The following is a 17,856-nucleotide window of genomic DNA, read 5'->3' as shown; positions in this document are numbered from 1 at the left end:
AAGGAGCGAAAAACCACATGCCATTTATTCGTGTAAGTTACCAGGAAGGTCAGTACAAGCCGGAGGAATTGCCTTTGATCAGCGAAGTGATCATGGAGGGTCTGATGGAACATTTTAATGTGCCAGAAGATGATTATTTTCAAGTGTTTCATGCCCATAAGCCTTATGAATTTTACTACAACCGGAATTATCTGAATGTCGAGCGGAGTGATCGGCTGTTGTATATTCAGGTTACTTTGAAGTCGGGCAGAAGCACTGCGCAGAAGACGGGTTTTTATAAAAGCCTGGCTGAAAATTTGGCGAGCAAAGTGAATATTAGACAAGATGATGTCTTTGCAATCTTAGTTGAAACGGAGTTCGAGGATTGGACATTTGGCAACGGTATTGCACAGATGATCCAAACCCAGGAGAATCGGAAGGAGGGTGGCTTGGCATGAAGCATCCCCTTATAAAATCGACTGCGCGGGACTCTTTTGGCGAGATCGCCCCTGCTTTTGTCCAATATTCCGAAGATGTCCTCTTCGGGGATGTATGGAGAAGAACAGAGCTGGCACTTCGTGAGCGCAGTCTGATTACCGTCGCTGCCTTGATTGCCGGAGGACAAGCGGAGCAGTTGCCTTATCATCTCCGGCTAGCCCGGGAGAATGGTCTCACAGAAGGCGAGCTAGTCGAAGCGATAACCCATCTTGCTTTTTATGCAGGATGGCCGCGGGCCGCTGCGGCGCTACAGATTGCGAAGGAAGTGTTCGAGTGAATATGGAGAGTATCCCACGCTAAAAAATGAATATGACAAACAGATGGCATATTCACTTTGTTATTCTGTTTTATGTAGCAACGAAGTTTTATAGTTACCGGAAAATTGATGTAGAGCTGCCTAAGTCTCTAGGAAAGAGGTGATTAAAATTGAAAACAGATCGATTACTTGGGATTGTAACGTATCTGCTTAATCACGGGCAGACGAAAGCTAGAGTATTGGCGGATCATTTTGAGGTTTCGGTACGAACCATTTATAGAGACATGGAGGCCATCGGCATGGCCGGTCTTCCGGTAGTGACTTATCAAGGCGGCGATGGTGGTGTCGGTTTGGCGGAAGGCTTTAGGCTTAAAGAAAATATGCTGACGGTTGACGAACTGGATCATATCATAATCGGCTTAAAGAGCTTTGAGAGCGTGTCGTTGAATCAGCAACATAGCAATGCCGTTCTTGAAAAATTGGCATCCAAGCACGAAAGCTTATTGACCCTTAACAACCGGTTTTTAATTGATCTGACTACCTTTCATCGGACAAGCATTCCCCAGAAAATCAGTCTTATTCGAGAGGCATTGAAGAATGAAACCTATGTAACCTTTCAATATTATTCAGATCAAGGACAATCTCTGAGCCGGCTGGAACCGTATTATGTTATTTTCCGCTGGTCATCCTGGTACGTATATGGCTATTGCGAGCTTCGTGGTGGCTTTAGGATGTTCCGGTTAACGCGAATGGTAGATTTGCAGGGAACGGACCAGACTTATAAGCCGAGGGATATCGAGAAAGAGAGTCTTCAATTCGCTGCTCATTTTCAAGAAATGAAGCATGCAGTGTTATTGTTCGACGCTGCCCTTGAATACCAATTGATTGATCTGACGGGTGATGGTTCGTATGAAAAGATGGAGGACAATCGCCTCAAAATTAATTATCCCTATACGAATTTGGAATACATCGTGCAGCTTATTTTAGGATTCGGGGATAAGGTAGAGGTACTTGCGCCTGATCATCTCATTGAAGAAGTAAAACGACGGGCACAGAATCTGTTGAATCGGTATCGGTGAGCTCGGTATAGTTCTGCTGGCGATCTGTCAGAGCTTAATTTATAGTGACCTAGCCCATTGTTAGAATCCTAAGTTAAATCAGTATAGTGGGAATAATACCTGTTTTGAAAAGGAGAACATGATGGAAAACAATTTTATGAATACGGAAAAAGATAAAGAGATCCTTATCTCTATTGTTGAGGAAATGTCAAAATCAATGACTGGAGCACAAAGTACGAAGCATTGGGCTGATAATGCGGTTTGGTTTGATATTGCTCCTTTTGCCTCAAAAGGCATTAAGCCTGCATATGAAGAATTCGATAAAGCATTCAGTCAATTAAAATCATTTAAAGTTGACATTATGCAAATGGATACCATCATAAACGGCGATATTGGTGTTGTTTGGTCCGTTCAAAGCTGGAATTTGGTAACTAAAGATGGGACTGTCAGACCTCCTATGCTTGTTCGTCAGACAAATTGTTTTGAAAAACAAAACGGGCAGTGGAAAGTCATACACGAACATTCCTCTATGCCGATATCTTCGGGCTGGAATGGCGAAATTGTTACAGGTTAACAAGGGGGAAGTGACGATTTCAGCCAAGGAGGAGAAGTGAAATGGATAAGAAGTTGGAACCGGTTTGGGATTCTGAAATAGGTGTTGTGTTAGAGGGTATGCCTAGCTTGAATGCAGATTTTTATGTGACTCGAAAAAATTTGCAAGCATTCTTTACAGCTAAGCCTTATGTGGATGAAGCGGTCACGATAACGGATCGCATGATTCCAGGGGCTGACGGAGATCCTGATCTTCGTGTGCGAATTTATGAACCAGCCGTAAGAAACGAAATACTTCCTGGAAGTCTGTGGATACATGGCGGTGGCTATGTCGTTGGTCTCCCGGAAATGAATGATGAGCTCTGCGTGCGTTTTGTGAAGGAAGCCCACTGTGTTATCGTCTCCGTAGATTATCGCTTGCCGCCTGAAACGCCGTTTCCTGGCCCATTGGAAGACTGCTATGCCGCTTTGACATGGTTCTCTGAGAATGCTACAAGTCTAAAAGTGGATGCATCACGTATTGCGGTTGCGGGTAACAGTGCGGGCGGGGGATTAGCGGCGGGACTCGCTTTGTTGGCCAGAGATCGCAAGGGGCCATCGATTATATTTCAAATGCCGCTCTATCCGATGATTGATGACCGGAATACGACATCATCCAGTTATGAGATTACTGATCCCCGAATTTGGAATAGGGAATTAACTTTACGGGGATGGAAAGCCTATTTGGGTGAAAATCATAGGGGGGAAGTGTCGCCTTATGCGGCCCCAAATCGCGCAGTTGACTTGTCAGGCTTACCGCCTACCTATACGTGTATCGCACAATTAGAACCATTCCGGGATGAAACGATTGATTATGTAACTCGGCTTTGCCAAGCTGGCGTTCCAACGGAGTTTCATCTGTATCCGGGAGGCTTTCACGGGTTTGAAGTTGTGGCTCCTTCAGCGGAAATCAGTGAACGTACCTTCGTGCAATATATCGACGCATTGAGGCGGGCTCTTCATAAATGACATTAAAATCGCTTAAGTAAGAAATAGCAATGATCTTTCTAGTCTCTCCGTTGTATAGGGGAGATTTTTTATTGTTGGGTGTTGTTGGTAAGTCATGTGGGCCTATTGTTCAATCCCCGACGCTCAATGCTTGATGGGATCACTCACCAGTGAGATTTTTGCACAATCATCAGGCCGTATACGCAGCAGCAGCGGCGCTTTAGCTAGCCGTTAGTCTGCTGCATATGCTGTAAGCGGTGCTTAGCTAGCAGCAAGCCAGCCACTTATGCAACCAACAGCGCTTTAGCCTGTTGTTTACCTGCTGCAAGCAGACTGTCACTCAAAGCGGCATCGTTGACGGAACGTGCCAGTACAACCGTGCCAACCATGGCACTGAGCAGCGCACTGCCGACGGACTTATCCACCTCTGCGATATTGGAGATAAAGTCGATCATTCGTCCCAGCTCTTGGGTGAAAATATGCCGGATTTCTTCTGAAGCTCGGGATATTTCGCTGGAAAGCGCGGGCAGGATGCAGCCCATCTCTGTCCGGTCGCGGTGATGCTGGCTCAGATAGTAATGGATAACCGCATGAATCTTAGGGATTTGCGTTTCCTCATCGGCAGCTTTTTGCAAAAGCGCAATCGTGTCACTGATGGCATACCGGCAGACTTCAGCCACCAGCTGTTCTTTATTTTCAAAGTGTGAGTAGAACCCTCCGTGGGTCAGTCCGGCCCCTTTCATAATGAACGGAACACTGATCTCACGGATGCCATGGGTGCGAAAAGCCTGGGCTGCACTTTCGATGATTTTGCCGCGAACCTTTAACTTATGTCCTTCAGGATAAGGCATGGCCATCACTCCGTTGTTAAATATAAATGAATTCTTAAAATATTATAATCATCATAATAAAGAGTGTCAAATTCACTAAGTCAGCCTTCTTTTCATTAGAAAAACAATAGACTAGGCTATTGACGATTCTAAAATATGATGATAATAATATATTACGTTCATAATATTTTAAAATAAAGGATTGGGGGTAACAAAACATGAGTCAGGTTGAAGTGGTGGATACATTAGTTATTGGATCCGGTCCAGGGGGATATGTGGCAGCCCAGCGTTCCGCCCAGCTCGGATTAAAGACGGCGGTTGTCGAACGTGATCGTCTCGGTGGTGTCTGCACCCATGTCGGCTGCATTCCCTCTAAAGCAATGATTGCTGAGTCACATCGTTTTAGTGCATTCAGAGAATGGGCAACCGTGGATGCCGCAGCTTCCTTTGCAGGTGCCCAGGCATTCAAGCAGGCGGTTGTGAACAAGCAGTCGGGTGGCGTAGGTTACTTGATGAAATCTGCCGGTGTCACTGTACTGGAAGGCGAAGCGAGCCTGTTGGATGAACACACTGCGAGCATTACTAAGGATGGGCAAGAGCAGGTTGTTACGTTTAAAAATGCCATTCTGGCAACAGGCTCCCGTCCGATTGAGCTGCCATCACTGCCGTTCGGCGGACGTATCCTGTCCTCGACCGGGGCATTGTCACTCTCCGAAATTCCACAGAGTCTGGCGATTATCGGGGGAGGATACATCGGCGTGGAGCTCGGTCAGATGTTCGCCAAGTTCGGAACGAAGGTCACAATTCTCGAAGGTGGAGGACAAGTGCTGCCAGGATTCGAGGCGGAGCTTGCGGCGCCAGTGATCAAACAGCTGAAGGCTGACGGCATCCAGATCATCACCGGGGCAATCGCTGCTAAAGCTGACCAGGGTGAGAACACAATTACACTGCATTATTCAAAAGATCAGGAGCAGCATCAGTTGACCGTAGAATACGCGCTGATTACTGTTGGCAGAAAGCCGAATACAGACGGAAATCTGGGTCTGGACCGCATCGGCTTGCAGGTCACGAATAGAGGTCTGATCGAGGTCGACGCACAATGCCGGTCGGCCATCCACAATATTTTTGCGATTGGTGATATTACAGCCGGTCCCGCGCTTGCCCATAAGGCTTCCTATGAAGCAAAAATCGCCGCCGAGGCCATTGCAGGACATACAGCGTCCATAGTCGATTACAAAGCTTTGCCGCTGGTCGTCTTTTCCGAACCAGAGTTAACAAGCGTTGGCTTGAGTGAGACGGAGGCCCGGGCGAAAGGGATATCCGTGGTCATCGGCAAATCACCATTTTCTATTAATGGCAGAGCTTTGGCTCTGAAGGCTGTGGATGGATTCGTAAAAATCATTGCCGATGCGGAATCGGGGGTTGTAGTGGGTGCGCAAATCGTTGGTGTAGAGGCCTCCACCCTTATTTCGGAGCTGGGATTGGCGATTGAGATGGGGGCTACTGCTCTGGACCTAGCTATGACGATTCATCCCCATCCTACCTTGGGGGAAGTAATTATGGAGGCTGCCGAAAGTGCTGCCAGGAAAGTTAAGATTCACGCATAGAAACGATCAGATCAAAGGGGAGTCAGAATAATGAAATTGAAAGCAGGTTTATCTATTGGTTTGGCGGTTATATTGATCGCAGGCGGCATACTTTTAACTGTCAAGGGCAATGATGCTGTGACTCAGGCAGAGCACAGAAAACAAGGTATACTGGAGGCGGAGCAGACAACGGTCCTCTATGATAAAAGTCCGGGTGCCATTGTAGCGGTCAACGCGGCTGTAGGCGATTCCGTAAAGCAGGGTCAGAGCATTTACACGGTGCAAACAGCTGATGGTGCAGAAGCAGATATCCTATCGCCGGGAGATGGGCAGATCAGCAGACTGGTAGCTAAGACAGGAGATAAGCTGCAGCCTGGAATGCCGGTAGCACTTTTGCAGAAGAACACGTATTACACCGATCTTTATGTCCAAGAAGAGGTTATTCAAAAGCTTAAGCTAAATCAGAATGTTACTGTTCATTTCCGTAATTTGGATGAGCCTGCCGAGGCCGAGGGTGTGGTAGCTTCCATTGCGACTGCGCCACAATTCGCGAGCCTGCGGATGACACGTGAGAAAGGGCAAGCTGATTTAAGCATGTTCCTGGTCAGAATATCTATGGATGCCAAGGCTGAACTGCTTCCCGGCATGACAGCGGAGGTTGATCTTGATGAACTCGCTAATTGACGAGTGGAAATTCGTAGCGGGCAGTAAGTATGTTAGGATGATTTTCTTCGCTCCGCTAATTGCGGCCCTGTTCTTTGGCTTAATGTTCTCCCATAATCAGATTAACAAGTCGCCCGTTGTAGTGATTGACGAGGATCACAGTGCCTACTCCCGGTCGCTGATTAACAAATTAAATGCGTCCCAATATATGAAGGTCACGAATGTTTTTCCTAATCGAATGGATCCTGACACCTTGCTGGCTAACGAAAAAGCAGTAGCGGTTATTATGTTGCCAAGCCAATTAGAGCTGCGCCAGCTGCAGGGGAAATCTTCAAATATCGGCATCCTAATGGATAATTCCATGCCTTCCGGATTAACGGGTATCCGAACCGCGATTTCTGAGGTCATCCAGACGGAAAATACGACCATCTCCCTGACCCGGCTGGGCCAAAGTGGAATGGATGCCGACGCTTCCAAGGGACTGGTGTCTCCGTTAGCCCTTCAACAACGAATGCTGTACAACCCGACCACAAGCTATGTCAGCTTTATGGTCCTGGGCTTCGTAAATATCGTCGTCCTAATGATTACTACTACTGCTGCGGGTTCTGTCGCACCCCGGCTCAGACGGGAAGGGAGACTGTTCGCAGGTGGCGGCAATCCGGCACAGCTATGGCTCCGTAGTGTTCCCTACGCTGTACTAAGTGCACTGTCCTTATTCTTAAGCTACGGACTCCTTAAACAGTTGGGCAGTATGCGCTTTGAGGCTTCACCGTTTCTATTCTTGATTCCGTTATTGGTCTATTCATTTGCCTTATCAATGCTGGGAATGCTTCTAGGGTATTCTGCAAAAGATATTTCCAAGGTCGGTTCCCGGACCAGTATTGTGCTGTACCCTTCCTTTTTGGTGACGGGTATTCAGCTGAGTCCGCTTGCGTTCCCGAAAGCTTTTCAAATCTCCGCCTGGGCCTTGCCAATGAATTGGCTTAACCGTCTCATTCGCGGAATGGGGTTCCGCGGGGGCTCCCTGACCTCTTATAGTCTGGAAATCGGGGCGCTGTTGATTATTATCGGGGCTGCGGCTTTGTTCATTGGTTTACTGATGCTGCGGGAAGTCGGGAAGATGAATACTGCGCTGGAACAATAGTGAATTGACATAACACCTAAAGGTGTTATAATCAGATGTGAACCCAAATGGTGTTACATTGAATACTGGAGGCCAGTTATGTCAACTCAGGAATCATTGCCAGAAATTCGTCAGACTATTGTTCTTAATGCCCCAATCGATAAAGTATGGAAGGCTGTTGCTACGGCAGAAGGAATGGCCGCATGGTGGATGCCAAGTACATTTGAACCTATGCTAGGCCATGAGTTCATCCTTCATGCCGGCCCATACGGCGATTCGCCTTGTAAAGTAACCGAGCTTGATCCACCGTACCGGCTCGGTTTCAATTGGGGCAAGGATTGGCATCTGGCCTTTGAATTGAAAGAAGTCGACGGCAAGACAGAATTTACGCTGATTCATTCCGGATGGGACCCGAACAAGATGACCGAATTTGGACAACCGCATCCAATCGTCCGGGGCTTCATGAACAGCGGCTGGGAGAAAATCGTGCAGGAGAAACTTCCTGCTTACGTTGAGGCTTAATATGCCTGTCGCGGAATCAGGTCATGATGTCTTTCAAGCCATCGCAGATCCTACCCGCCGCAGTTTGTTGAAACTGCTAGCGGATAAGGAAATGTCCATTGCATCTATTACGGATTGCTACCCGATCAGCCGAACGGCTGTTAATAAGCATCTGCAGGTTCTGTCCGATGCACAGCTGGTCAGCAGCCAGAAAGTCGGACGGGAGACCCGGTACAGGCTTCAGCCGGAGCCTTTAGCGGAGCTACAGGAATGGCTGGCCTTTTTTGAACAATACTGGTCCAATAAATTACTGGATCTTAAAGACTATGTCGAGGCTGATACTAATGACAATTAAAAAACCGGGAGGCGTGTGATTACACGCTTCCCGGTTTTTTGTTGTACATGTCGCTAACGTTTGTAACTATCGGTATCGGCTACATCTGGCACTAACGGTTACACCTATCGGTATCGGCTACATCTGGCACTAACGGTTACACCTATCAGTATCGGCTATATCTGTTGCTAACAGTTGCACCTAACGATATCGGCAACTTCTACCGCTAACAGTTGCATCTGTTGCCACAGCCCTAAATGTTGAGAACTCAGCTGGATTGCTTGACTTTCGCTGAGCCGGATAGTTCGCCTATCGCCAAAGAAGCCAGAATAACAACAAGCGCAGCGATGGAGGTCCAGGCCAAGTGATCGCTGAGGATCAACGTGCCAAGCAAGATGCCGAACAATGGAACCAGGTAGTTGGTTAACGATGTGAAGGCGGCGCCGGTTCGTCTGACCAGTGTGTTGTATAGCATGTACACTAGACCGGCATGAAACACCCCAAGGATGATGACATATAGAACCTGCTGTCCGCTTAAGTGTAGATGCATTGGGTCCTCAAAGATAAAGGCCAGCGGCACTAGGACAACCGATGCCACGAGCAGAACGTTGCGCATCGCCAGAATCGACGATATGGGCGGAAGGCGTTTAATCAGCAGCAGGGAAGCCGCGAAGCTGACCGCGGCGCCGAGTAGTGCGGCATAGCCGATAAAGCTTCCTTTTCCAGCCAAGGATGCCGACGACAGATCCGGAGCGAACAACAGGCACAGACCTGCAAAGCCGATCAGTACACTTAGCCATTTTTGCCAGGATACCTTCTCGCTGGGTACAAAAATCTTCACAAACACAATGGTGAAGATCGGTATGGAACCTAACAAAATCGAAGCAGTGCTGCTGTTGATATATTGCTGTCCCCAGCCAATCAGGACGAAGGGAACCACGGCTTCAAATAAACCGATCAGGATAAAGGACTTCCAGGTGCCGGTTGGCAGTGGTGTAGACTCCTTTTTGCCTGTGAATAGATACAATACAGCAAGGGTAATGGTGCCCAGCACTGCTTTGCTGGCCGCCAGTGTAATCGGCGTAATGTTGCCAATAACGAGATCCACAAAGAAGAATTGGGAACCCCAGATCAGGCCGATGCCTAAGAGCAGCATGTAGTTTAATCGTTTCATCGTTCAGTCCCTACCTTTTTCTATATGATGATTGTTTTCATCATCTTAGAGCGGAGTCGTCTTCGATTCAATGCATAAAAAGGCTATCTGTACCGATACACCAGCAGAGAAGGCGATCTATTGATCTCGCAACCGCCAGACAAACATACTTTTTTTCCTTGTCCACATTTATACCTTAAGGTTATTGATATAGCTATGAAATATGGATATGATTCGCCAGAAGCGTTTGCACGGGCGTTTAAGAATCTTCATGGGATCATGCCGATATCTGCGCGCGATAAAGGCGTTTCTCTAAAAGCCTATCCTCGAATGTCCTTTCACATTTCAATTAAAGGAGATATCTTGCCGGTTCTGATTTTGGTTTTCAGCCAAAAAACATATATTGACATCTCGCACACTTGCCCCGTATAATTCCAACTAATCGGGTTCGATTTATACGTATTGCATTGTTGACCAGTCCACTGGAGACAATTATTCGTTTTTGCGAATAATTGTCTCTTTTTCGTTTACTGGTAATTACCAGATTACCACTTGATCGAGAGAGAGACCAAAAGGGGGAATATTCTTGGAACTGTTGCAAGAGGTGGTACCGTTGTATCACCAGCTCAAAACGTATATCAAACAACAAATCGAAAGCGGCCAATGGCAGCCAGGTATCGCGATTCCAAGCGAGCGGGAACTGGAGAAACTGTTGGGATTGAGCCGTACGCCCATCCGTCAGGCCCTTGGAGAACTTGTTGCGGAGGGATGGCTTGAACGCAAACATGGAAAAGGCACTTTCGTTGCACAGCGTACTTCCGCCGCTGTCACGACGAAGCTGGTCGGACTAGTCGAGCAGCTTCGCAGCCAGGGATTATACCCGACCATTGAAATCGCGGAATTCGGACACTGCGAAGCGCCGGCCGCCGTATCACAGGCACTCGGCATTCCGGCATCTACGCAGATGATCCGTACGGTTAGACGAATTGCGGTATCCAGCGGTCATGTGATAGTGGATGAGAACTATTTCAACATCAATTTATCCGGGGTCATAACGGAAGAGCGGCTTGGGCGCTCAACTGTCTTCGATCTGCTGGAACAGAGCGGAATGAATGTCAAGAAAGGCTCGCAAGGCTACTCAGCAGTCAATGCCGACGCCCGCATCGCCAGACTGCTCGAAGTTCCCGAAGGCACCGCATTGCTAGTCATACAGACGCTGTTGTTCAACAACCGTGATCAGCCTTTGCAATATTCCTTGTCTTATTGCAATCCAGAACGCTACACCCATGAGATATTGCTCAGCCGTTAACAAATTCAAAGGAGATGGGATGTCATGAAATTATGGGAAATAGTAACTTTATCTCTCGTCACCGCAATACTAACCATCGTAACGGCCTGCTCGGGCAGCAGTAATAACGGCGCAAAGCCGGTCAATCAGGCAGGCAACGTTTCAAAAGATAATCAACAACAACCAGCCTCATCGGAAGAAAATATCGAACTAACGTTTGCTAACTGGATTTCAACGGAGGATGCGACGAAGGATGCCTACAACCAGTTAGTAGAAGGTTTTGAAAACGCCCATCCGAACATCAAGATCAAGTCACTCGGCATCCCGTTCAACGAATACAAAGATCAGGTACTCATTGCCTCTACCGGAGGCAATACGCCGGATGTGCTGATGGCAAACCAGAGCTTTACGCCGGCATTCGGCAATGCAAACATCGTACAGCCGCTAGAAACAATACTTGGCGGTGACATCATCGACGATATTTTGCCTTCGAGCAAAGCAGGAGTCACCTTTAACGGCAAAGTGATCGCTATGCCGTGGGCGCCGCATCCTAATGCGCTGTTCTGGAACAAGACGCTGTTCGCCAAAGCGGGTCTCGACCCCAATGCGCCGCCAAAGACGTGGGACGAGCTTCTGAAATATGCGGAGGCAGTCGCAGCGCTTAAACAAGACGATAAAGGCAACCCAATCTATGGTATCGGCGAAGCAAATAAAACCGGCGCTTACACCGGCCAAATGCTGCTCCGTATAACGCTCTCTCATGGCGGTAAGTTCGTTGACGATCAGGGCAAGCTGATCGTCAACCAAGGCTCGGCGCTCGTAGAATCGCTGCAATACCTGCGCGACATCGCCAATAAGAATGTTGCCCCGGTCGGTGCCGAGATCAAGGATTTGCGCGCCATGTTCGGGACGGGTTCGCTGGGCATGCTCGTCGACGGCGACTTCGGCCGAAACACGTTCCGAACCACTAGCGGCAAAGGGGAAGTTTTCGATAAGGAGTGGGGCGTGACAACCGTGCCTGTCGGCGCGACCGGACGTTCCGAGACCGTCTTCACCGAGCATCAATTGCTTATCTCATCGTCGACCAAACATGCCGAAGCAGCCGCTGAGTTCGTGAAGTATCTGGTATCTAAGGATGCCATGATTTTGTACCACAAACTTAACGGAGTCATGTCCTCCCGCGCCTCAGTTGCATCATTGCCCGAGCTGAACGAGGACGATTACGCCAAGGTATTCAATGAGCAGATGAAAACGGCCAGCCCATTCCCGACGGGCAACCCTGCGTTCGAACAGGCTATGAAAGAAACGTCCAACTTGACTGTGCTCGCGACAACAACATCCGAGGATATTCCAGCTATTATCGCCAAGATACTGCCGAAGCTTCAAGAACTGTATGCTGCGAAGTAGGCAATGGCAAACCTTTATTTCAAACACTTATAAGCTAAGGGGGGAGGCAGTCTATGTCAATCAAATGGTCTCGCACCCTTAAAAATCAGGCGTTCGGCATGCTGCTTGTCGCACCCGCGACCCTGCTGTTGTCTGTGACGATTCTAATCCCGTTGGCTCGTTCCATTTCGACGAGCTTCCGGGGCGCTTCGTTGCTTTCGGCTGAACAGCCCTTTATTGGTCTGGCCAATTATAAGGCGTTGTTGTCGGGACAAGAATTTTATCATGCGCTATCCATTACGCTTCGGTATGTTGCATGCACTGTCGGCATTGAGATTGTTCTTGGACTCGTGAGCGCTTTGCTGCTGAACAGCCGTATCCGATTTCGGGCGTTCTTCCGCAGCATTTTGCTCATCCCGTGGGCGATCCCAACGCTTGTCGCAGCGCTTGTCTTCCTACTGATTTATCAGGCTGATTATGGAGTTTTGAATGGCTTGCTTATCCAGAGCAGATTAACGGACAAGAAGCTGAACGTTCTGAATGATTTAAACTTGGCGTTGTATGGCATCATGGGCGTTGCGATTTGGCGCCAGACGCCGCTGGCCGCCGTAATGACGCTTGCCGGGCTGCAGGGTGTCCCGCGCGACTGGTATGAAGCTGCAACAATTGACGGTGCAAGCAAATTAAAAACATTTTTGTATATTACTCTTCCCGCTTTGAAACCTGTACTCGCTAACGTGACGCTGTTGATGGTCGTTGCCAACTTTCAAATGTTCACGTTATTTTATGCTCTTACCGGAGGCGGACCGGCGGACGCGACTCAATCATTGGCTATTTACACGTACGAAACGGCGTTCCAGGCCTACGATCTAGGTAAGGGCTCGGCAATCGGCGTAATATGGATGCTGTTGCTGCTACTCATCGCTGTTCCACTTAACCGTGTGGCGCATCGGAGTATGTCATGAAGGGGGTATATCGGCTTCCCACTGTTCGACGTCATCTGCTGAACCGCAGCAATATCGGTGTTTATGTCCTGCTTGCGGTTATTCTTTCGTTGTTTCTATTTCCGGTTTACTGGTTGGTATCGGTCTCACTGCAGACGAACGACGATCTGTTTCAGTTTCCACCCCAATGGGTTCCGTTCAAGCTGACGATGCAAAGCTATAAGGGTGTCCTGCTCTCGGCGAACTTTCTTACTTTTTACAAAAACACCGCGATTGTCGCGGCCGGATCAACAGCACTTTCAATTGCCGTTTCGATTCTCGCCGGATACGGCCTCTCGCGCTTCCGGTTCCGGGGCAGCCATCTACTGCTCGTCTTCTTTCTATCGTCGCAAATGTTCCCCGCCGTGACGTTATTGATCGGACTGTACACGCTATACAGCAAGCTTCATTTGCTCAACACCCTGCTTGCGTTGATGTTAGCCGCAACAACGACAGCGCTACCTTTCTCTATTATGATGATGAAAACATTCATGGACGGGATCGCCGGCGAGTTGGAAGAGGCCGCGGAGGTCGACGGCGCGACACGCCTAAAGGCGCTTATCCATATCGTTTTGCCGTTGACCAAGCCAGGGATCATGGCGGTAACAATCTATTGTTTTCTCGTAGCGTGGGACGATTTTCTGTTTGGCATGACGCTTGTTCGTGATCTCAATATGCGGACTCTCAGTCCGGGGCTATCCCTTACCTTCCTTGGCGAATTAAGCACCAACTGGTCGGGGGCGGCTGCAGCAGCTGTCACGGCTACAGCCCCGCTGCTCGTCTTGTTTCTGTTTTTGCAGCGGTATATGGTGGAAGGTTTAACCGCAGGAGGAGTTAAAGAATAAGCAAAATGCTTGAGAGGAGAAGAAGTATGACAACCGTCAGCAAACCGAATGTCCTCATTTTTTTCACCGATCAACAGCGCTGGGACACCACGGGCACCCATGGCAATCCACTGGGGCTGACGCCTAATTTCGACCGAATGGCTGCATACGGTACGCATTTGGAGCATTCCTTCACTTGCCAGCCCGTATGCGGTCCAGCGCGCTCCAGCCTGCAAACCGGTGTTTATGGCACTACATCCGGCTGCTACAAAAACGGTATTCCATTGCCGGAGCATTTAGGGACGCTCGGACAATATTTCGGGCAGGCTGGCTATCAGACCGGCTATATTGGGAAATGGCATCTGGCAGACGAGGAGCCGGTACCTGCGGCCAAACGTGGTGGCTATGATTATTGGCTTGCCTCGAACGTGCTCGAGTTTTCGTCGGACAGCTACCGAACGGTTATGTACGATAATGACAGCAATCCGGTACGGCTGCCGGGATACCGGGTTGATGCGCTTACCGATGCTGCAATTCGATACATCGACAACCATCGGGAAAATCCATTCTTTCTGTTTGTATCGTATTTGGAGCCTCATCATCAGAATCATATTGACGACTATCCTGCTCCAGTTGGCTACCGCGAGCAATATGGCGGCCGCTGGATTCCGCCCGATCTCGCGGCACTAGGAGGCACCGTCCATCAGCATATCGGCGGTTATTATGGCATGGTTAAACGGCTAGACGAAGCGCTCGGCCGGGTGCTCGACGCTCTTAAAAGCTTGGAGCTGGACGAGCAAACAATTGTACTGTTTACCTCCGATCACGGCAACCATTTCAAGACGCGGAACGAGGAATACAAGCGTTCTTGCCATGACAGCTCGATTCGCGTCCCTACAGCTTTTAGTGGCCCTGGATTTAGCGAAGGCCGCAAGCTGCGGCAGCTTGTCAGTCTGATCGACCTGCCGCCTACACTGCTGGATGCCGCAGGAATTAAGGTGCCTGCACAGATGCAAGGGAACTCGATAATGCCGCTCTTGAACGGTGCGGGCTCTTCTCAGCCTTGGCAGGAGGAGGTGTTCGTGCAAATCAGCGAAAGCAGCATCGCTCGAGCGATCCGCACGCGAAAATGGAAATATTGTGTCGTCGCCGAGGGCAAGGACGGTAACGCGCAGGCCGGCTCGGAGGAGTATATCGAGGCTTATTTGTACGACCTTGATGCTGATCCGTATGAACTAACGAACCTGATTGGTCTGGACTCTCATCGCGAGGCTGCGGATATCCTGCAAGCCCGTCTGCAGCATCGCATGGCGGCCGCGGGGGAGAGCGTGCCGATCATCCGGCCGGCGCCGGCCGTGCCGGGAGGCCAGCGTCATGTTTCGTTGCAGGAAGCGCGGAGCTGACAACGGAAAGGGCCGCTGCCCTTCTTGCCGGATCGCTTTTCACATCGCTTGATCTTAATTTCCAGTACTGGTCTCCTTCCGTGACGGGCGCGACTTCCGCTACCTGCCGGTGAAGCCCGCAACTGCGGTACAATTCCCTTGCTTGCCTTGCAAAGAGTGCCGCAGTGCGATTAAACCTACACTGAACGAAGGAGCTGTTTTCCAAAATGATTCGTCAACTAGTCCGATTACTGGTTCTATTAGCGTTGTTAATTCCCGTCTTTGGTCGGATAGAGCGCGTACCCTCCGTTTTCGCGGCCGGCATTTCCTATTATGTGGATTGTGCTGCTGAGAAAGCCGGCATGGGAACCGAGGCCGCTCCATTTCACAATTTGGCGGCAATTAATACGGTTCATCTTACCCCCGGTGATTCCGTTCTGTTCAAACGCGGGTCGATCTGCTCCGGCACTTTTGCGCCGGTAGGAAGCGGGAGTTTCGCCGCACCTGTCACGATTGCTGCCTACGGTCCGGGCTTGGCAAGACCCGTTATTAACGCGAATGGTCAGACCGACGCTATTTTGCTGCGTAATTTGCAATATATAGAGTTAAGCGATCTCGAACTGACAGCTTCCGGCGATAACAAGACGGCTAGACGGGGGGTACACGTTCTTGGCGAAAACGCAGGCGACTTATACGGCATTACGTTGCGAAACTTATATATTCACGATGTCCGCGGCTACATGCCTTCAACGGTCAGCGGCAACTATCACGGCACAGGCAAATACGCGAATGCTTCAGGCGGCATCGTTATTGAGGTGCTTGGCACAGCGGTGCCGACCGCTTTTCATCAGGTGCAAGTGTTGAACAATCAGATTGCAAGCGTAGACCGTCAAGGGATTTATGTTTGGTCTAATTATTGCCAACGACCGGGACTGGTGGAGTTTTGGGGGAGTTTGTGCAACGGGTCGTGGAAGCCGATGACCGACCTCTACATTAGCGGTAATACGCTCTCGGATATCGGCGGGGACGGAATCGCACCAATGACGGTTGACGGGGCGCTGGTCGAATCCAATACCTTAACCGGTTTCAATATGCGATCCGACTCGCCGAACGCAGGTATGTGGACGGCGAACGCAAACAATGTCACCTTTCAATTCAACGACACGTCCGGTGGCAAAACGACTAAGGATGGTATGGCATATGACATCGATCATTCCACAAGCAATATCACATTCCAATACAACTATTCCCATGGAAACGAAGGCGGATTTTTTCTGATTTGTGCCCAGGGAAACAGTAAGGCGGTCAACTTCGTGATCCGATACAATATTTCGGTCAACGACCGGGCGCGTATGTTCCAAAGCTGCGGCGGCGAGGTGGTTTCAAGCCATATTTACAATAATACAATGTATATAGGTTCCGGCCTTGCGCCCGTTATTTATCAAGAGACGACGAATCAGCGGCAGGCCATCCAGTTCCGGAACAACCTCATTTACAAAGAGGGTGGCGGTCAGGTTACATGGACGCTGGACGATTTGAATTTCGTTATCGACAATAACGCGTTTTTCGGAGTGCCGGTTCCAGCATGGGCGACTAATACGGTAACAACTGACCCTTGGCTGAACGGCCCCGGCAGTCTCGACCAGGCGGGTTACAAGCTGGGAGCCGGCTCGGTGGCACTGAATGTAGGGGCTGTGATCCCTGCAAACGGAGGCCGAGATTATTTTGGTAATGCTGTTTCTTCTACGACAGCGCCGAGTATCGGAGCTTATCAAGGGCCAGGCCTTGCACCTGCATTCGTTAGTCCGCTTGCTCATTTCAAGCTCGATGACGGAAGCGGCGTCACGGCCGCTGATGCAGCAGGTACGAATAACGGCAGTTTGATAGGCAACCCGGTCTGGAACAACAACGGCAAAATCGGCGGTTCGCTCAAGCTGAACGGCAGAGGCGATTACGTGAGCGTGCCGGCCGTACTGAATCCGGGCTCAGGCAATTTTACCGTTGCGGGATGGGTCAAGCTGGATACTGCGGCTGGTGTTAACCAAGTTATTTTTCAACAGGAGGGCGTTTTGGGGCGCACATTACTATACCGAGTAACTTCGACTGGCCAACTCGGTACTTTTCTTGGCGGAAGCGCCTTGCTCTCATCTGAGACGATTCCTACAGGAGAATGGACGCATGTAGCGGTTGTAAATCGGGGCGGAGCCGTCACGCTTTATGTGAATGGACAACCGGTCGGATCGGCAACACGCACCATCGAATCCCAAACGTCCCCGTTCCGCATCGGGGCCCATAAATCGCCTACCGATGCCAACGATTATTGGAACGGCAGCGTAGATGATTTCCAGCTATACAATACTGCGCTGAACAGCGCCCAAGTGTACCGGCTATACAACAGTTAAGTTTAAGCTCCCTGTCCGTTAGTACGGCCAGGGAACTTTTGCACATTTGAATACTGCGACAGGAGAGAGAA

18 protein-coding genes and 1 pseudogene are annotated in these 17,856 nt (G+C 49.6%); 17 read left to right on the top strand and 2 right to left on the bottom strand.

Translation table 11 applies throughout. From position 1 onward, the window contains the following. Positions 1–17 precede the first annotated feature (17 nt). The 5 genes from ACFRAM_RS05045 (at position 18) to ACFRAM_RS05025 (ending at position 3,351) form a co-directional block, all read left to right on the top strand. Positions 18–437 carry a tautomerase family protein gene (locus ACFRAM_RS05045; protein WP_379464835.1) on the top strand — a complete coding sequence of 140 codons (420 nt, stop codon included), beginning with the start codon at positions 18–20 and terminating at the stop codon, positions 435–437. Beyond that, positions 434–754 carry a carboxymuconolactone decarboxylase family protein gene (locus tag ACFRAM_RS05040; protein ID WP_379464834.1) on the top strand — a complete coding sequence of 107 codons (321 nt, stop codon included), beginning with the start codon at positions 434–436 and terminating at the stop codon, positions 752–754. Before ACFRAM_RS05045 ends, ACFRAM_RS05040 begins: the two co-directional genes overlap by 4 nt. A 149-nt stretch (positions 755–903) precedes the next feature. Then, complete coding sequence (locus ACFRAM_RS05035) at positions 904–1,812, top strand: helix-turn-helix transcriptional regulator (RefSeq protein WP_379464833.1); 909 nt, start codon at positions 904–906, stop codon at positions 1,810–1,812. A 118-nt stretch (positions 1,813–1,930) separates the two neighbouring features. Next, positions 1,931–2,365 carry a YybH family protein gene (locus ACFRAM_RS05030; RefSeq protein WP_379464832.1) on the top strand — a complete coding sequence of 145 codons (435 nt, stop codon included), beginning with the start codon at positions 1,931–1,933 and terminating at the stop codon, positions 2,363–2,365. Positions 2,366–2,565: 200 nt separating this feature from the next. Then, positions 2,566–3,351 carry an alpha/beta hydrolase gene (locus tag ACFRAM_RS05025; protein ID WP_379465516.1) on the top strand — a complete coding sequence of 262 codons (786 nt, stop codon included), beginning with the start codon at positions 2,566–2,568 and terminating at the stop codon, positions 3,349–3,351. Between the two features lie 263 nt (positions 3,352–3,614). Here the strand turns inward: ACFRAM_RS05025 and ACFRAM_RS05020 are convergent, their stop codons facing one another. Beyond that, positions 3,615–4,181 (bottom strand): TetR/AcrR family transcriptional regulator, encoded by a 567-nt coding sequence (locus ACFRAM_RS05020; RefSeq protein WP_379464831.1) that lies wholly within the window; start codon positions 4,179–4,181, stop codon positions 3,615–3,617. A 197-nt stretch (positions 4,182–4,378) separates the two neighbouring features. Here ACFRAM_RS05020 and lpdA point away from each other — a divergent pair, with 197 nt between their 5' ends. From lpdA to ACFRAM_RS04995, 5 genes are all read left to right on the top strand, one after another. After that, the gene (lpdA, locus tag ACFRAM_RS05015; protein ID WP_379464830.1) at positions 4,379–5,767 is read left to right on the top strand and encodes a dihydrolipoyl dehydrogenase; all 1,389 of its coding nucleotides are present in this window, start codon (positions 4,379–4,381) and stop codon (positions 5,765–5,767) included. A gap of 30 nt (positions 5,768–5,797) precedes the next feature. Then, positions 5,798–6,430, top strand: a complete 633-nt coding sequence (locus ACFRAM_RS05010) for a biotin/lipoyl-containing protein (RefSeq protein WP_379464829.1) — start codon at positions 5,798–5,800, stop codon at positions 6,428–6,430. Then, positions 6,414–7,553 (top strand): ABC transporter permease, encoded by a 1,140-nt coding sequence (locus tag ACFRAM_RS05005; RefSeq protein ID WP_379464828.1) that lies wholly within the window; start codon positions 6,414–6,416, stop codon positions 7,551–7,553. The genes ACFRAM_RS05010 and ACFRAM_RS05005 overlap by 17 nt, the downstream gene beginning before the upstream one ends. Before the next feature lie 78 nt (positions 7,554–7,631). Beyond that, positions 7,632–8,054: an SRPBCC family protein gene (locus ACFRAM_RS05000; protein ID WP_379464827.1), complete on the top strand. Its 423-nt coding sequence runs from the start codon at positions 7,632–7,634 to the stop codon at positions 8,052–8,054. Position 8,055: 1 nt separating this feature from the next. Beyond that, positions 8,056–8,388 carry an ArsR/SmtB family transcription factor gene (locus ACFRAM_RS04995; protein WP_379464826.1) on the top strand — a complete coding sequence of 111 codons (333 nt, stop codon included), beginning with the start codon at positions 8,056–8,058 and terminating at the stop codon, positions 8,386–8,388. Positions 8,389–8,635: 247 nt separating this feature from the next. Here the strand turns inward: ACFRAM_RS04995 and ACFRAM_RS04990 are convergent, their stop codons facing one another. Next, positions 8,636–9,541: a DMT family transporter gene (locus ACFRAM_RS04990; RefSeq protein WP_379464825.1), complete on the bottom strand. Its 906-nt coding sequence runs from the start codon at positions 9,539–9,541 to the stop codon at positions 8,636–8,638. Positions 9,542–9,718: 177 nt separating this feature from the next. Here ACFRAM_RS04990 and ACFRAM_RS04985 point away from each other — a divergent pair. From ACFRAM_RS04985 to ACFRAM_RS04955, 7 genes and pseudogenes are all read left to right on the top strand, one after another. After that, positions 9,719–9,883: pseudogene (locus ACFRAM_RS04985) on the top strand (helix-turn-helix transcriptional regulator); the annotation flags it as partial. A 223-nt stretch (positions 9,884–10,106) separates the two neighbouring features. Further along, the gene (locus ACFRAM_RS04980) at positions 10,107–10,829 is read left to right on the top strand and encodes a GntR family transcriptional regulator (protein WP_175371261.1); all 723 of its coding nucleotides are present in this window, start codon (positions 10,107–10,109) and stop codon (positions 10,827–10,829) included. Positions 10,830–10,853: 24 nt separating this feature from the next. After that, positions 10,854–12,215, top strand: coding sequence for an ABC transporter substrate-binding protein (locus ACFRAM_RS04975; RefSeq protein WP_379464824.1), 1,362 nt, complete (start codon positions 10,854–10,856; stop codon positions 12,213–12,215). A 53-nt stretch (positions 12,216–12,268) separates the two neighbouring features. Continuing rightward, a complete protein-coding gene (locus ACFRAM_RS04970) occupies positions 12,269–13,159 on the top strand; it encodes a carbohydrate ABC transporter permease (RefSeq protein WP_379464823.1) in 891 nt (296 codons plus the stop codon). After that, positions 13,156–14,022, top strand: a complete 867-nt coding sequence (locus ACFRAM_RS04965; RefSeq protein WP_175371264.1) for a carbohydrate ABC transporter permease — start codon at positions 13,156–13,158, stop codon at positions 14,020–14,022. The genes ACFRAM_RS04970 and ACFRAM_RS04965 overlap by 4 nt, the downstream gene beginning before the upstream one ends. A gap of 26 nt (positions 14,023–14,048) precedes the next feature. Next, a complete protein-coding gene (locus tag ACFRAM_RS04960) occupies positions 14,049–15,404 on the top strand; it encodes a sulfatase family protein (RefSeq protein ID WP_379464822.1) in 1,356 nt (451 codons plus the stop codon). 206 nt (positions 15,405–15,610) lie between these two features. Beyond that, positions 15,611–17,785 (top strand): LamG-like jellyroll fold domain-containing protein, encoded by a 2,175-nt coding sequence (locus ACFRAM_RS04955; protein WP_379464821.1) that lies wholly within the window; start codon positions 15,611–15,613, stop codon positions 17,783–17,785. Positions 17,786–17,856 lie beyond the last annotated feature (71 nt).

This window comes from Paenibacillus sp. NPDC056722 (assembly GCF_042790635.1).
Taxonomy (GTDB): domain Bacteria; phylum Bacillota; class Bacilli; order Paenibacillales; family Paenibacillaceae; genus Paenibacillus_AQ; species Paenibacillus_AQ agri.
This window is presented reverse-complemented; position numbering and strand designations above follow the sequence as displayed.

Bases quoted from the DNA above. Each gene is read 5' to 3' on its own strand.
- ACFRAM_RS05045 (WP_379464835.1), top strand. From the start codon at position 18: ATGCCATTTATTCGTGTAAGTTACCAGGAAGGTCAGTACAAGCCGGAG.
- ACFRAM_RS05040 (WP_379464834.1), top strand. From the start codon at position 434: ATGAAGCATCCCCTTATAAAATCGACTGCGCGGGACTCTTTTGGCGAG.
- ACFRAM_RS05030 (WP_379464832.1), top strand. From the start codon at position 1,931: ATGATGGAAAACAATTTTATGAATACGGAAAAAGATAAAGAGATCCTT.
- ACFRAM_RS05025 (WP_379465516.1), top strand. From the start codon at position 2,566: ATGATTCCAGGGGCTGACGGAGATCCTGATCTTCGTGTGCGAATTTAT.
- ACFRAM_RS05020 (WP_379464831.1), bottom strand. From the start codon at position 4,181: ATGCCTTATCCTGAAGGACATAAGTTAAAGGTTCGCGGCAAAATCATC.
- lpdA (WP_379464830.1), top strand. From the start codon at position 4,379: ATGAGTCAGGTTGAAGTGGTGGATACATTAGTTATTGGATCCGGTCCA.
- ACFRAM_RS05010 (WP_379464829.1), top strand. From the start codon at position 5,798: ATGAAATTGAAAGCAGGTTTATCTATTGGTTTGGCGGTTATATTGATC.
- ACFRAM_RS05005 (WP_379464828.1), top strand. From the start codon at position 6,414: ATGAACTCGCTAATTGACGAGTGGAAATTCGTAGCGGGCAGTAAGTAT.
- ACFRAM_RS05000 (WP_379464827.1), top strand. From the start codon at position 7,632: ATGTCAACTCAGGAATCATTGCCAGAAATTCGTCAGACTATTGTTCTT.
- ACFRAM_RS04995 (WP_379464826.1), top strand. From the start codon at position 8,056: ATGCCTGTCGCGGAATCAGGTCATGATGTCTTTCAAGCCATCGCAGAT.
- ACFRAM_RS04990 (WP_379464825.1), bottom strand. From the start codon at position 9,541: ATGAAACGATTAAACTACATGCTGCTCTTAGGCATCGGCCTGATCTGG.
- ACFRAM_RS04975 (WP_379464824.1), top strand. From the start codon at position 10,854: ATGAAATTATGGGAAATAGTAACTTTATCTCTCGTCACCGCAATACTA.
- ACFRAM_RS04970 (WP_379464823.1), top strand. From the start codon at position 12,269: ATGTCAATCAAATGGTCTCGCACCCTTAAAAATCAGGCGTTCGGCATG.
- ACFRAM_RS04965 (WP_175371264.1), top strand. From the start codon at position 13,156: ATGAAGGGGGTATATCGGCTTCCCACTGTTCGACGTCATCTGCTGAAC.
- ACFRAM_RS04960 (WP_379464822.1), top strand. From the start codon at position 14,049: ATGACAACCGTCAGCAAACCGAATGTCCTCATTTTTTTCACCGATCAA.
- ACFRAM_RS04955 (WP_379464821.1), top strand. From the start codon at position 15,611: ATGATTCGTCAACTAGTCCGATTACTGGTTCTATTAGCGTTGTTAATT.